The 13,884-nt window shown below is 70.7% G+C and carries 15 protein-coding genes and 1 rRNA gene; 8 read left to right on the forward strand and 8 right to left on the reverse strand.

What is annotated here, in order from left to right; genetic code table 11:
• Positions 1-61 precede the first annotated feature (61 nt).
• From ACTWPW_RS44645 to ACTWPW_RS44655, 3 genes are read right to left on the reverse strand one after another with little or no spacing between them, the layout of a single operon-like run.
• Positions 62-961 (reverse strand): NAD kinase, encoded by a 900-nt coding sequence (locus ACTWPW_RS44645; RefSeq protein ID WP_364120402.1) that lies wholly within the window; start codon positions 959-961, stop codon positions 62-64.
• Positions 958-1,770 carry a TlyA family RNA methyltransferase gene (locus ACTWPW_RS44650; RefSeq protein WP_375114157.1) on the reverse strand — a complete coding sequence of 271 codons (813 nt, stop codon included), beginning with the start codon at positions 1,768-1,770 and terminating at the stop codon, positions 958-960. Before ACTWPW_RS44650 ends, ACTWPW_RS44645 begins: the two co-directional genes overlap by 4 nt.
• Complete coding sequence (locus ACTWPW_RS44655) at positions 1,767-2,051, reverse strand: hypothetical protein (RefSeq protein ID WP_375114158.1); 285 nt, start codon at positions 2,049-2,051, stop codon at positions 1,767-1,769. The genes ACTWPW_RS44650 and ACTWPW_RS44655 overlap by 4 nt, the downstream gene beginning before the upstream one ends.
• Positions 2,052-2,169: 118 nt before the next feature.
• On the opposite strand from ACTWPW_RS44655, the gene ACTWPW_RS44660 reads away from it, so the two are divergent.
• The 3 genes from ACTWPW_RS44660 to ACTWPW_RS44670 all read left to right on the forward strand — a co-directional run bounded on the left by ACTWPW_RS44660 (position 2,170) and on the right by ACTWPW_RS44670 (position 4,171).
• Complete coding sequence (locus ACTWPW_RS44660) at positions 2,170-2,526, forward strand: SCP2 sterol-binding domain-containing protein (protein WP_364120410.1); 357 nt, start codon at positions 2,170-2,172, stop codon at positions 2,524-2,526.
• 119 nt (positions 2,527-2,645) lie between these two features.
• Entirely contained in the window at positions 2,646-3,398 is a 753-nt protein-coding gene (locus tag ACTWPW_RS44665; protein WP_443172285.1) for an ABC transporter ATP-binding protein, read from the forward strand.
• Positions 3,398-4,171 (forward strand): ABC transporter permease, encoded by a 774-nt coding sequence (locus tag ACTWPW_RS44670; RefSeq protein WP_443172286.1) that lies wholly within the window; start codon positions 3,398-3,400, stop codon positions 4,169-4,171. The genes ACTWPW_RS44665 and ACTWPW_RS44670 overlap by 1 nt, the downstream gene beginning before the upstream one ends.
• Positions 4,172-4,406: 235 nt before the next feature.
• On the opposite strand, the gene ACTWPW_RS44675 is transcribed toward ACTWPW_RS44670, so the two are convergent.
• Positions 4,407-5,381 (reverse strand): HAD-IIA family hydrolase, encoded by a 975-nt coding sequence (locus ACTWPW_RS44675; protein ID WP_375114161.1) that lies wholly within the window; start codon positions 5,379-5,381, stop codon positions 4,407-4,409.
• Positions 5,382-5,470: 89 nt separating this feature from the next.
• Between ACTWPW_RS44675 and ACTWPW_RS44680 the strand changes: the two genes are divergently transcribed.
• Complete coding sequence (locus ACTWPW_RS44680; RefSeq protein ID WP_375114162.1) at positions 5,471-5,911, forward strand: TipAS antibiotic-recognition domain-containing protein; 441 nt, start codon at positions 5,471-5,473, stop codon at positions 5,909-5,911.
• A gap of 47 nt (positions 5,912-5,958) precedes the next feature.
• Here ACTWPW_RS44680 and ACTWPW_RS44685 read toward each other — a convergent pair whose 3' ends face one another.
• Positions 5,959-6,381 carry a tetratricopeptide repeat protein gene (locus ACTWPW_RS44685; protein ID WP_375114163.1) on the reverse strand — a complete coding sequence of 141 codons (423 nt, stop codon included), beginning with the start codon at positions 6,379-6,381 and terminating at the stop codon, positions 5,959-5,961.
• Between the two features lie 120 nt (positions 6,382-6,501).
• On the opposite strand from ACTWPW_RS44685, the gene ACTWPW_RS44690 reads away from it, so the two are divergent.
• A complete protein-coding gene (locus tag ACTWPW_RS44690) occupies positions 6,502-8,259 on the forward strand; it encodes a DUF1015 family protein (protein ID WP_443172287.1) in 1,758 nt (585 codons plus the stop codon).
• Positions 8,260-8,544: 285 nt separating this feature from the next.
• Here the strand turns inward: ACTWPW_RS44690 and ACTWPW_RS44695 are convergent, their stop codons facing one another.
• Positions 8,545-8,955: a single-stranded DNA-binding protein gene (locus tag ACTWPW_RS44695; protein ID WP_443172288.1), complete on the reverse strand. Its 411-nt coding sequence runs from the start codon at positions 8,953-8,955 to the stop codon at positions 8,545-8,547.
• A gap of 110 nt (positions 8,956-9,065) precedes the next feature.
• Between ACTWPW_RS44695 and ACTWPW_RS44700 the strand changes: the two genes are divergently transcribed.
• Entirely contained in the window at positions 9,066-9,992 is a 927-nt protein-coding gene (locus tag ACTWPW_RS44700) for an MBL fold metallo-hydrolase (RefSeq protein WP_375114165.1), read from the forward strand.
• Positions 9,993-10,230: 238 nt separating this feature from the next.
• Here ACTWPW_RS44700 and ACTWPW_RS44705 read toward each other — a convergent pair whose 3' ends face one another.
• The gene (locus tag ACTWPW_RS44705; protein ID WP_443172289.1) at positions 10,231-11,436 is read right to left on the reverse strand and encodes a hypothetical protein; all 1,206 of its coding nucleotides are present in this window, start codon (positions 11,434-11,436) and stop codon (positions 10,231-10,233) included.
• Between ACTWPW_RS44705 and ACTWPW_RS44710 the strand changes: the two genes are divergently transcribed.
• Positions 11,341-12,969, forward strand: coding sequence for a hypothetical protein (locus tag ACTWPW_RS44710; RefSeq protein WP_443172290.1), 1,629 nt, complete (start codon positions 11,341-11,343; stop codon positions 12,967-12,969). The two genes, ACTWPW_RS44705 and ACTWPW_RS44710, sit on opposite strands and share 96 nt — an antisense overlap.
• 445 nt (positions 12,970-13,414) lie before the next feature.
• Complete coding sequence (locus ACTWPW_RS44715; protein WP_443172291.1) at positions 13,415-13,627, forward strand: hypothetical protein; 213 nt, start codon at positions 13,415-13,417, stop codon at positions 13,625-13,627.
• A 145-nt stretch (positions 13,628-13,772) separates the two neighbouring features.
• Here the strand turns inward: ACTWPW_RS44715 and rrf are convergent.
• A 5S ribosomal RNA gene (gene rrf, locus ACTWPW_RS44720) occupies positions 13,773-13,884 on the reverse strand; the annotation flags it as partial.

The raw sequence follows: 13,884 nt of genomic DNA on the forward strand, positions 1-13,884 counted from the left end.
CGGCCCGCTCGATGCGGTCCACCGTGCCCACGTGATCCTACGCGCTCTCCCCTCCATTCACTCAGGGTCGCACCCTTCCGCGCCACCCCTGGACAGGAAGCTCGAACTTGGCGACCAGCCGGTCGGTGAAGGGCGCGCCCGTGCTCTCCACGCCGTGCAGCCGCGCCAGGCGTACGGGCTCGGCGCCCCTGCGCACCTCGACCCGCGTCCCCGACGGCAGCTCGAACCTGCGGCGCCCGTCGCACCACAGTACGCCGCCAGGCGTGTCGGGCAGGATCTCCACGGCCAGCGTGGAGCGCGGCGAGACCACCAGCGGCTTGGCGAACAGCGCGTGCGCGCTGATGGGCACCATGAGCAGCGCCTCGACCTCGGGCCAGACCACCGGGCCACCGGCGGAGAACGCGTACGCGGTCGAACCCGTCGGGGTGGCGCAGATCACGCCGTCGCACCCCCACCGGGACAGCGGCCGCCCGTCGATCTCGGCGACCACCTCCAGCATGCGCTCCTGCTTCTCCACAGTGGCCTCGTTGAGCGCCCAGGTGTCGGCCAGCACCCGGCCGTTCTGCCGGGCGAGAACATCGACGGTCATCCGCTCCTCGACGTCGTAGCGGCCGGCCACGACGCTGTCGACCGCCGCGGCCAGGTCGGCCACCTCGGCCTCGGCCAGGAATCCGACATGCCCGAGGTTGACGCCGAGCAGCGGCGTGCCGGCGGGCCTGGCCAGCTCGGCGGCGCGCAGCAGCGAGCCGTCGCCACCGAGCACGATCATGACTTCGGCGTCCTTGGCGGCGCTCGGGTCGCCGGGCACCGCCTCGACGCGGGGGCAGCCGATGTCGCCGGCCTCCGTGTCCAGGACCCTGACGGTGATGCCGGCGTCGACCAGCCGGTTGATGACCAGCCGGGCGCTCTCGACGGCGGCGCCGCGCCCGGTGTGCACGGCGACCAGCACGGTGCGATTCATTGCGGCCCCTCCGCGACGGCCCGCTGGATCTCGGCTTCGAGGTCGGCGACCTGCGGCTCGCCCTCACCCTTGCCCATCCAGAGCAGATATTCCACATTTCCCGACGGTCCGGGCAGCGGGCTGGCGGTCACGCCGCGCACGCTCAGCCCCAGCTCTCCCGCCTTGGCCGCGGCGTCGCGCACCGAGCGCGCCCGCAGCTCGGGGTCGCGTACGACGCCACCCGCCCCGACCAGCTCCTTGCCCACCTCGAACTGCGGTTTCACCAGCATCACGAAATCGGCCCGCGGCGCGGCGACCTCGGCCAGGGCGGGCAGCACGAGCCGCAGCGAGATGAACGACAGATCGCCCACGACCAGCGTGGGCGGCTCGCCGACCATGTCGGGGGTGAGGTCGCGTACGTTGACGCGCTCCATGACGGTCACCCGCTCATCGTTGCGCAGCGACCAGGCCAGCTGCCCGTAGCCCACGTCGACCGCCAGCACATGGGCGGCGCCGCGGCGCAGCAGCACATCGGTGAACCCACCGGTGGAGGCGCCCGCGTCGAGGCAGCGGCGGCCCTCCACCGACAGGTTGACGAAGGTGTCGAGCGCGCCGAGCAGCTTGTGCGCCCCGCGCGAGACGTAGTCGGGTCCGTCCTCGGAGGTGGCCACGACGATGGCGGAGGCCGTGTCGACCTGGGTGGCGGGCTTGCGGGCGCGCTGACCGGCGACGCTGACCCGGCCGGCCTCGATGAGCTGGGCGGCCTGCTCGCGCGACCTGGCCATGCCCCGGCGGACCAGCTCGCTGTCGAGCCGGATCCTGCGGCTCACCGGTGTCCTGCGGCCTGCTCGCCGCCACCCTGCCAGCCGCCACCCTGCCAGCCGGGGCCCTGCCCGCCGACGCCCTGCACACCGCCGTGCCCAACGCCTTGACCGCCGCCCTGCTCCCCCGCGGGGGCCTCGTCCACGGCGGCGAGCGTGCTCTCGAGCCCGGAGAACGCCTCGTCGAAGACCGCGACGTGCGCGCTCACGGGCAGCTCGCCCAGCCCGGCGAGGCCGGCCACGATGGCGTCGACCCGTTCGTCGCCGGTCTCCTCCGGCAGCTCACTCATGATTCGACCGTAACGCCTCCCGCGAGCACCCGGGACCTTGGCAGGCGTGTCACGCGTTGAAGCTCATACGGGGGTGCTACTGATGTGGAACGCTACCGTCCGCAAAAGGAAAGAAAGGATGCGCATCATGGCAAGCGTCGAGGAGTGCCGGGCGGCACTGGCCAAGCTCGTCGCCCAGTTCGACGAGATCGACGAGGAGGACCGCGCCAAGCACGTGGTCGAGCGCACGGTCAGCTGCCGGGTATCCGACCTCGACGTGATCTTCTACGGCCGGCTGCACCACGGGGGGCTCGACCCGTTCGCGGAGGAGCCGCCGGCGGACGGCAAGCCCGCCGACGTCAAGCTCACGATCGTGAGCGACGACCTGATCGCGCTGGTCGACGGGGAGCTGGACCTGGCGCGGGCGCTGCTCGGAGGGCGGGTGAAGATCGACGCTAGCTTCGGCGACCTGCTGCGCCTGCGCAGGCTCATCTGACGCCCCCGTCCGAGAAGCCGGTCCAGGTGATCTGACGGGACCGGCCCGGGGGCGTTGACCCGTCCCGTCGCCCAGTTATTTAATGGTTTCGTTAACTATTAGGCGATGGGCGAACAAAATTGGGTCTGATCATCGACACGGAACGCCTGAGCCGTACCTTCGGCGACCACCCCGCCGTCGACGGCCTCACCCTGGCCATCGCGCCAGGGCAGATCTTCGGCCTGCTGGGACCGAACGGCGCGGGCAAGACCACCACGATCAGGATGCTCTCCACGCTGCTGCCCCCGAGCGCGGGGACGGCGCGCGTCTGCGGGTACGACGTGGTGCGGGCGGCGGAAGAGGTGCGCCGGCGGATCGGCTACGTGATGCAGCAGGTCTCCTCCATGGGCTACTACATGCTGACCGGCCGGGAGAAGGCCGAGATCGAGGCGGCCCTCTACCACGTACCAAGGCGGCGGGTGAAGACCAGGGCCGACGAGGTGCTGGAGCTGGTGGGGCTGTCGGAGAGCGCCGACCGGCTCGTGCAGGAGTACTCCGGCGGCATGCAGAAGCGCCTCGACCTGGCGTGCGGGCTGCTGCACCGGCCCGAGCTGCTGATCCTCGACGAGCCGACGCTCGGCCTCGACGTGCAGTCGCGCCACCACATGTGGAACCACATCCGCTCCCTCTGCGACGAGGGCATGACTGTGCTGCTGGCGACCAACTACATGGACGAGGCGGACCGCCTCTGCGACCGGCTGACGATCATCGACCGCGGGCGGCAGGTGGTCACCGGCACGCCCGCCGAGCTGAAGTCCGCGCTAGGGGCGGCCTCCCTCGACGAGGTGTTCCTCCGGCACACCGGTCACGCGCTGCGAGAGGAGCTGCACTGATGTGGTCCCAGGAGGTGCTGGCCCTGTCCCGGCGCTGGCTGCTCATGATGCTGAGGGAACGCCTGAACCTGCTGTTCAGCGTGCTGCAGCCGGCCGTGTGGCTGGTGTTCTTCGCCGGGGCCATGGGCGGGGCGGTGGATCCGCGGCTGGTGGGGACGGGCGACTACATCGCGTTCGCGGTGCCCGGCATCATCGCCTTCACAGTGGTGGGCAACGGGATCTCGGCGGCGATGCCGCTGCTGTTCGACAAGGAGACGGGCTATCTGGACAAGCTGCTCAGCATGCCGATCAGGCGCAGCTCGCTGATCGTGTCGCGGTTCGTGTTCCAGGTGGGGATGAACTCGGCCCAGGTGCTCGTGATCCTCCTCGTGGCGCTCGCTCTCGGCGTACGACCCGCCTCGGGCCTGCTCGGAGTGCCCGCCATCCTCGTGGCCACGGCGCTGCTGACGCTGGCTCTCACGGCCGCGGCGATGGCTCTGGCGTGCGCGGTGCCCTCACACGGGACGTTCTTCGCCATCACGGGCTTCGCCTCGCTGCCGCTGCTGTTCATGAGCAACGCGTTCGTGCCGCTGTCGGCGATGCCCGGGTGGATGGAGGCGGTGGCGCGGGCCAACCCGCTGACGTACGCGATCGAGGCGATGCGGCTGCTGGTGCTGCAGGGGTGGGGCGGGGCTCTACCGGTGTCGCTGGGAGTGCTGGTGCTGGCGTCGGTCCTGCTCCTGGCGGTGGGCGCCTGGCAGTTCACCCGCCAGACCGCCCACCGCGTCACGTGACCCACCAGCCCCGCACCACCCGCACTCCCTGACCGATCAACCCCCGACACCCACCCATCCTGGACCAAGCACCCCGAGACCCGCCCACCCTGGACCAAGCGCCCCGACGCCCACCCACGTTGAACCAACAACCTCCGAGACCCGCCCACCTGAACCGACCGACCACCCAATCCACGCACCAGGTGCAGCCGACTGCCCTACCTCCCTCACCTCGAGCCGATCGAGGCCCGGCTTCCTAACCCCCGAGCCGATCGAGGACCGGCTTCACCGCGTCCTCCTCCGCCCGTCCCGTGCCGGCCGCCGCCCACGCGGCGTCACAGGCGGCCCTCAGCCCATCGATCCGGCTGCCGTCGCCGTCGAGGTGCAGCGCCCCCTCCTGCCACCGGGCCCGCCACCCCCCGCAGGCCCCGTCCCGCACCTCGGGATACGGCTGGAGCAACGCCCGCAGGTCCTCACCGACGTACGTGGGCCGATGCCGCGGCTCCGCCGTCAGCACGTCGGCCGCCGTGGCCACCCCGGTCAGCACCAGCAGGCTCTCGACCCCGGCGTTGGAGGCGCCCTCGATGTCGGTGTCGAGCCGATCGCCCACGACCAGCGGCCGCCGCGCCCCCGTACGGATCATCGACTCCCGGTGCAACGGCGGATCGGGCTTGCCCGCGTAGACCGGCTCGACCCCGGTAGCGGTGGCGATCACCCGTACCATCGCCCCGTTACCGGGCAGTTCGCCCCGCCCGGTCGGCATCGTGCTGTCCCCGTTGGACGCCACGAACAACGCCCCCTGCCGCACCGCCAGCGCCCCTTCGGACAGCAGCCCGTACGACAGACCGGGCGCGATCCCCTGCACCACGGCGACAGGCGACTCGGCGGCGGTAGAGACGGGCCGGAGCCCCTGGTCCCGTACCGCCAGCCGCAGGCCGGACCCGCCCACCACGAGCACGCTCGCGCCCGGCGCCACCCTCTCGGCGATCAGCCGGGCGGCGGCCTGGGCGGAGGTCACCACGTCGGCGGCCGTGGCGGGCGCGCCGAGCTCGCGCAGGTGGCCGGCGATGGCGGCGGGTGTGCGGGAGGCGTTGTTGGTCACGTACGCCAGCCGCACCCCGCGCCGCTGGGCCTCCTCCAGCGCCGCCGGAGCTCCCGGCACCGCCTGCCTGCCCAGGTAGACCACGCCGTCGAGGTCGAGCAGCAGGGTGTCATAGCCGTCGATCAGCACAGCGCCTCTTCCCGTTTGACTCTCACGCTGCGTGAGACTTTAGCGTCGCCTTCGTACCCGCCCGCAGGAAGGATGACGTAAGGATGACCATGCCCGCGAAACTCAACCTCACCGCCGACGACCGCGCCGAGCTGTTCGGCGGCTTCGACCCGGACGATCACGCGGCGGAGGCCGAGCGGCGCTGGGGCGGCACGGATGCCTGGACGGACGCGATGCGCCGCTCGTCGTCGTACACGAAGGAGGACTGGAAGCGGTTCATGGCGGAGGCGGGCGAGATCGCCACCCGCATGGCGGAGGCGATGCGCTCGGGTGCCCCGGCGGACGGCGACCTGGCCATGGACCTGGCGGAGGAGCACCGCGCCCACATCACCCGCTGGTGCTACGACTGCACCTACGAGATCCACCGCGGTCTCGGGGACATGTACGTCGCGGACCCCCGTTTCACCGCCTCCATCGACCGAACGGCTCCGGGCCTGGCGGCGTATTTTCAGGCCGCCATCACCGCCAACGCCCACCGCCACGACGCCTGACCGAAGATCTCCACAATGGGCTGGCGAGGTCGTGCGTGCGGGCCGGCTCACATTCCCCGTCGAGCACGCAAGGTCGCACGTACGCTTTTCAAGGCCGACACGTAGTGCCGCTCATCGGGCCGCATGGCCACCGCGATGGCCAGCGGCTCCTGAGCCGCCTCCACATCCCCCGTCCGCCACAACGACAACCCGAGCCCGAAATAGGCGTAGTCCTCAGCCGGATTGGCATCCACGATCTGCCGGAAACTGGCCGCCGCCTCGGCGTACTGCCGGGAGTTGAACTGCGCCCGGGCCAGCGCCTCCAAAATGCTGCGCGATTCGGGCTCGGCCGCCGCGGCCCGCTCCAGCAACGCCGCCGCGGCCGCGGGGCTCCCCTCTTTCAGCAACTTGACCCCCCGCTGGTACCAGTCGTAAACACCACCGCCGGGAGCGCCCGAGCTCTCATCATGAATGTTTCCCTCTTGAGCCATGCGTGAGGACTCCTTCATCGCTGTACGGGGGGACCCTGCCCCGCCCTGCTGGGAACGGGCACGACTACAACCATGGGGCGACGTCGGGAAGGCGCAAGCATTTATGGCAGCATGCCCGGTATGGGGACTCCTGAACTGCCGGTGCCGGATGGCCTCGTGCTACGGCCCTTCCGTGGCGTGCGTTTCGCTGTCGAAGATCCCGCCAAGGTGACCTCCCCACCGTACGACCTGATCTCCGACGCCGACGTGAAGGTCCTTCTGGACTCTCACCCGAACAACGTCGTACGCCTCATCCTTCCCTGCTCTCCCCGCAGCGATTCCTCCAGCGCCACACCAGCCACCCGGAACTCCACTCCCGACCCCGATGCCAAACCCCCAGTCGACCCCGCGGACCACCACCCCTCCACCCCCGGGGAACCCGCGAACCACACCTCCACCCCACCCCCCACCGCTACCGCCGACCATCCACCCACCGACGACCAACCCGACAGCCCCTCCATTACCACCACCGGACCAACCGACAACCACCTCAACTCCGCCTCCGCTGTCACCGGCGCACCAACGGGCGACCAACCCCACCCCACCGGCCCTCAAGACGAATCGGCCAGCCCAGAACCCGCTCCCGCCCCCGCTCCCGCCCCCGGCCTCGCTCCGGCCGACCCAGAACCCGGCAGGGCACCAACTGCCCCAAGCGCCCCAGAATCCAGCACGTCGGCCCAATTCCGCCCCGACTCTGCCTCCCCGACCGGAGAAGCACCGCTCCACACTCGCTACACCGAGGCCAGGGACACGCTGAGAGCCTGGCTGGCCTCAGGCGTGCTGGTGCCCGACGACGTGCCGGGGCTCTACGTGTACGAGCAGCGCGGCCCGGGCATCCTCCAGCGCGGCCTCATCGGGGACGTGGGCCTGACGGACCCGGCGCAGCACATCGTCCTTCCCCACGAGAACGTCCTCCCGGGCCCCATCGCGGACCGGCTCGCGCTCATGAGCACCACCCAGGCCAACCTGGAGCCCATCTTCCTCCTGTACGAGGGCGGGAACGGCACAACCACCCGCCTGGTGGACGAGGTGGCCTCGAACCGGCGGCCCCTCGTCTCGGCCCGTACCGAAGACGGCCTGACCCACCGGCTGTGGGCGATCACGGACGACGCGGAGATCACCGCGATCAACGCCGACCTCCACGACCGCCAGGCCCTGATCGCCGACGGCCACCACCGGTACGCGACGTACCGCGTCCTCCAGCGCCAGGTACGCGCCGCCCACCACCCCCAAGCACCGTCCCAGCAGCCGCCCGGCGGCGAACCGTCCGTGGGCCCCTGGGACTTCGGCCTGGCCTTGCTGGTGGACACCAGCGCGTATCCACCCGACCTCAAGGCCATCCACCGCGTGATCCCGGGCCTCCCGCCGACCGAAGCCGCCGCGAAGGCCAAGGGCTCATGGCAGGTGCACGACCACAACGACCTGGCCCAGGGCCTGGCCGCGCTCGAGCGAGCCGCAGAGCCCTCGTTCCTCCTCGTCGGCGAAAGCGGCGTCCACCTGCTGACTGATCCGGACCCGGTGCAGCTGGCCCGCGCCATGCCGCCCGACCATTCGGAGCGCTGGAACTCCCTCAACACCTCCATCCTCGCCCAGTTCGTCCTGCCGTTCGTGTGGGGCCTGCGCGACGACGAGGAGCACGTACGCATCGTCCACCACGACACGGACGCCGCCGTACAGCTGGCCATCCGTACGGGCGGGACCGCTGTGATCCTCAAGCCGCTCGCCATCGACGACGTGCTGGCCGTCGCCGCCGGCGGCGAACGAGTCCCCCGCAAATCCACCTCCTTCGGCCCGAAACCAAGGACCGGCCTGGTCCTGCGCACGTTCGCGATCGACTGAGGCACCCGTCCCACTACCGGCCCAGCAGCCGCGCACCCACAACCCTCTTGTACGCACCCAGCACGCGCTCACCGCGCCTTTACCACGCACCCCCAGCGCGCCCTCTGCCTCACACACGCAGCACCCAGCCGACACTCCACGCCGAGGGACGCGCGTGGTTCGCCGCCGGGCATGCCGAAGGCCCCCCGAGCCCCTCGGCATGCTTTCCCGCACCGACGCCCTCCGGTGGCACCTCGCGTCGGTGCGCGGCCGTGCGGCGCCGCGGCCCCCGCCGCACGGCTCCGGTCAGCCGGTCGGCGCCAGGTAGTGCACCTGCCGAGGGATCAGGGCAGCGAGTTTCATCCCGTCGGCATCACCCTCCGGATCATCGGGTTGCGGGATCTCGGCCTCGTAGGGTTTCGCGTCGCTCACCTCCACCTCGTACCGCCAGATCTTGGCGGCCGACGGGCCGAAGACGCGGCAGCGGAATGCCCCCGTAACCTCGATGTAGTCCCGGGGCTTGAGGCCGCGGACCACGGCGGCCGTATCCGGGTTGAACGTGACGCACGGGATGCTGTCCGTCAGGGCCGCGCCACGTCTGTGACGGCGGCGGCGGACGATGATGCGCCACTTCGTCACGGTGTCACCGCTCGGCAACGGGTGCTCCTCGACCGGCGCTGACAGTCTCCCCACCAGCAAGACTTCGTTTCGGTCCACGGTCGTCCTCCTATCGGTGCTCTGGTGGAGATCACTCTCTACGATGAGGGGGAGGCCGGATCGGCTGGAACGCCGTTCTGGGGATAACGGCTGGACGATCGGGAGTGCCTGTGGACAACATCACCGCACTGGGCGGCGACGTCTATGAGATCGACACCAAGATGGCCGGATATGCGGGCATCACCGCTGGTTACCTGATCCTGGGCGACCGGCCATGCCTGGTGGAGACGGGCACCTCGACCTCGGCCCCCGTGGTACGGGACGCGATCGCCTCCCTCGGCGTCGGCCCCGAAGACCTGGCCACGGTCGTGGTGACCCACATCCACCTCGACCATGCCGGCGGTGTGGGAGACATCGCCAGGTTCTTCCCGTCCGCGCAGGTCGTCGTACACGAGAAGGGCGCCCGCCACCTCGCCGAGCCGTCCCGGCTCATGGCCAGCGCGAGGATGGTGTGGGGCGACCGGCTCGACACGCTTTTCGGCGAGCTGTCCCCCACGGAAGCCGAGCGCATCGTAGCCCTCGGCGACACCGGCGCCATCGACCTGGGCAACGGGCGTACGCTCAACAGCCATTACTCCCCCGGCCACGCGAAGCACCACGTGGGCCTGGTCGACTCCGCCACCGGCGACCTGTACGTCGGGGACGCGGCCGGCGTCTACCTTCCCGAGACGGGAGACCTGCGGCCGGCGACCCCTCCGCCGGACTTCGACCTGAAGACCGCGCTCGACTCGATCGCGCTGTTCGAGGCGCTTGGGCCGCAACGGTTGCTGTTCAGCCACTATGGGCCGGTTGAAGCCGTTCAGGAGACGCTCGAGCGGTCTGCGGAGGAGCTCCGGGTCTGGGTTGACCTCACGCGGCAGGCCCGGTCCGAGGGCATGGATCTGGATCACGCCGTAGCCATGGTCAGAGACCGTACCAAGGAGCGCTACAGCGCGATGACGTCCGATGAGGCGACGGCTGAGCAGTTCGAGCTGCTGAGTGGCGCTCCGTCGAACGTGGCGGGGATCCTCCACTGGCTGAACCGCGTCTCGCCGTGAGGGGCTGACGGGCGTCCAGCTCCCGGTGGCAGGCATTCGAGGTGGAGGCGGCGGCCCGGTCCGCACGGGAGGGAGCCAGGCCGAGCATCCGTGCCCCCCAGGGGTTCCGGTGGGGCTCAGCTCGGGCGCTGTGCCCCATCGGGGGGTTCAGGTTTCGGCTCGCGCAGACCCGGCCGACACGCCGCTGCCCGCCGCACCACATCCTGCGAGGATGGGTACGGCGGGCAGCGAAAGTGGGTCAGTCGTCGGTCTTGGGCTTGTCCGTGCGCGATTCGGCGGACTCGTCGAGTACGTCACCGAAGTTCGGCTCGATGAACGCCGGGGTGATGCCGCGCGTCCCAGCAGCCTGCTCCGTCGTCTCGCGAGCCGCCTCGTCCTGGGAGGCATCGCCCTCGGCCTCGGAGGACTCCGAGTCGTCGTCGGCGGAGACAGCATTCTCCGGCTCCGCGTCCAGGACCTCGGGCGTGGACTCGTCCTCGTCCGGTACGTCGGTGACCTCGACCGCTTCGACCAGCACCTCACCGGCACTGGCCTGGTCCGGCTCCTCAGCCACCACGTCCGCAGCAGCGCCCTGCTCAGGCGTCTCCTCCGCTGCCTCATCGACACTGGCCAGCTCGTCGTCCGGCACATCGTCGGCAGGCGCGGCTTCCAGGAGGTCACCCGCTTCGGCAAAAGCCTCGGCGTCGTCCACCTCCTCGCCCGTCCCGGCCGCGTCCCCGGTCTCGGTCACGCCGGCGTCGTCGAAGTCGTCCTCGTCGTCGAAATCTTCCTCGACGTCCTCGATGACTGCCCCGGTCAGCTCCGCGTACCGCTCGGCCGCGTCCGTCTCCCCGTCCTCGTCGAACGCCATCGCCCTGCCGAACCAGTCGGTGGCCGCCTCCTGGTGTCCGGCATCGGCCAGTGCGTCCGCGTACGCGAACGCCAGCCGCGCCGACCACGGCTTGGCCTGCGGGTCGCGCAGCTCGGGCAGGCGCTGCAGGGTGATCACGGCGGCGTCGTGCTGGCCCAGGTCGCGGCGGGCGCCGGACTCGACGATGGTCAGCTCGATCCGCCCGGCCCGGTCGAGGCGTTCGGCTTCGGGCGAACGTACGAGGTCAATGGCGCGCTCCGGACGGCCGAGACCGCGCTCGCAGTCGGCCATGACCGCCAGGTACGCCTCCGAACCCGTCATCCTCTTGGCCGCCCGCAGGTCGCTCAGCGCCTCCGAGAAGTGGCCGGCGCGGTATGCCACGATGCCCGCGGCCTCGCGCACGACCCCGATGCGGGCCGCGAACCTGCGCGCCACCTTGGTGTGCTCGTGCGCCCGGTCGGGGTCGTCCTCCTCGAGCGCCCGTTCGGCCGCCACCATGTGCCGGCCGACCAGGTCGGCGAGGTCGCCGGGGAGGGACCGCAGCTCCTCCAGGACTTCCTTGTCGAGCTCGTCCACGGTGATGTCGGGCGCCACCTCGGGCAGCCTCTCGCGCTGCGGGGCCTCGGCATCGGCCTCGCGGTCACTCCTGCCGTACCTGGCACGGGCGCCCGCGCCGGGACGCTCCTCGCGGTTGTCCCGGGAGAAGGGGCGAGAGTCGCGGCCCTCGCGGCCGCCGCCTTCCCGCCTGTCGCCGTAACCGCCCTCGCGGCGAGGGGCGTAGCCACCCTCACGACGATCGCCGTACCCGCCGCCTTCGCGACGCGGACCACGATCGTCACGGAACCCGCCCTCACGGCGCGGCCCACGATCATCACGGGCACCACCCTCACGGCGAGGACCACGATCATCCCGGTCACGCAACGGCCGACGGTCATCACCCTCGCGGCGCGGCCCACGGTCATAACGGAACCCGCCCTCACGGCGCGGGCCCCGGTCATCACGGAAGCCGCCCTCGCGGCGGGGAGCGTAACCACCCTCACGACGATCGCCGTACCCGCCACCTTCGCGACGCGGACCACGATCGTCACGGAATCCACCCTCACGGCGCGGCCCACGATCGTCACGGGCACCACCCTCACGGCGCGGGCCCCGGTCATCGCGGGCACCGCTGTCACGGCGAGGACCGTAACCACCCTCACGACGATCGCCGTACCCACCGCCTTCGCGGCGCGGACCACGATCATCCCGGTCACGGAACGGCCGACGGTCATCACCCTCGCGGCGCGGCCCACGGTCATCACGGAACCCGCCCTCACGGCGCGGACCCCGGTCCTCGTAACCGCCCTCACGGCGGGGACCGTAGCCGCCTTCGCGACGAGGTCCACGGTCGTCGCGGAACCCACCCTCACGACGCGGGCCCCGGTCATCCCGGAACCCACCCTCACGGCGGGGACCACGATCGTCACGAGCGCCGCCTTCACGCCTCGGACCACGATCTTCGCGGAAACCACCCTCACGGCGCGGACCGCGATCGTCGCGGAAACCGCCCTCGCGACGGGGGCCGGAGGGGCCACCTTCGCGCCGCTCGCCGTAGCCGCCCTCACGGCGCGGACCACGGTCATCCCGGTCGCGATAAGTACGGCGGTCGTCACCGCGGGGTCCGCGATCGTCACCCTCGCGCCGAGGGCCACGGTCGTCGCGGTAGCCGCCCTCGCGACGGGGGCCGGAGGGGCCACCTTCACGCCGCGCACCATAGCCACCCTCACGGCGGGGGCCAGAGGCGCCACCTTCACGCCGCGCACCATAGCCACCCTCGCGACGGGGACCGGCGGCCCCACCTTCACGGCGCTCACCGTAGCCACCCTCACGGCGGGGGCCGGAGGGGCCACCTTCACGCCGCTCACCGTAGCCACCCTCACGGCGGGGGCCGCGGTCATCCCGATCGCGGTACGGGCGACGTTCCTCACCCTCACGCCGCCCCCCGCGGTCGTCTCGAGAGTCGTCCCGCCGCGGCCCGCGGTCCTCGCGGTTGAAGGAGCGCGGCCTGTCATCGGACCGGAACGGACGGCCGCCGCCGGAGTCTCGCCCGCGAGAGCCGTAACCGCCGCTCCTGCCGCTATCGCCTGAGCGCCTGTCCCCGTGGTCGTCGCGCCCGCGCTGTCCGTCGTCGGATCCGTTATCTCTGTTCACTTCTGGTCCATTTCGTTGGCTCACCCAGCGGACTCACAACAACGGTCCACCGTGGCTGGTCGCCGCCCCCTCGGGCCTTACGCGACGAAGGCCACCCGTGGGGGTGGCCCGGTACCTCCAGCCTAGCAAGCCGCGGAACGTCCACGAGCCTGACGCAACCCGGATATTGATCCGACCATAAAAACGCCAGTCGCCAGGACCGCTCGATTTGTCACGTAGCTTCCCTGAAAAGCGCCGAGCCCCGCCACCAAACTCCTGATTTGCTGAGGGGCCACCAGCTCGGCCGTCCGCCCAAATCGGCCACGTCACTCCTGCTGGACCTAACAGCCGGAAAGGGTAGTCCCTTTTGGATGCTCGACCCATTAAAGAACAGCGAAGCCATGTGAACGCGAACACCAGCAAGGTCTATGTCGCCGCCGGCACAGCAAGCGCCAAGGCTGCACTGCTCCAGAAATCGACAAAACCCGTTCCGCTCTCCGTACGGTACGACGGACCGCCCCCGAAGAGGCCGGCGTCGAACTCCTGGAAATGGCTTTCGGCCGGCCAACTGGGACCGATATCCGGCGTGCCGATGGCGGCCGACCAGCAACTGTGACCCCGGCGTGCAAGCGATGCTCGATTCGTCACGCCGCGCACAAAGATGGCGTCGGCCGCATCAACCGCTCGGCCCGCTCGCCGAACCCCGGAAATGCAAAAAGGGCCCTCGACCGGCTTGGTCGAGGGCCCTTTCTATAAAGATTGTCCGGCGGTGACCTACTCTCCCACACCCTCCCGAGTGCAGTACCATCGGCGCTGAGAAGCTTAACTTCCGGGTTCGGAATGTAACCGGGTGTTTCCTTCCCGCCATAACCG

Origin of the sequence: Nonomuraea sp. KM90 (assembly GCF_052246675.1) — a bacterium.
Taxonomy (GTDB): Bacteria; Actinomycetota; Actinomycetes; order Streptosporangiales; family Streptosporangiaceae; genus Nonomuraea.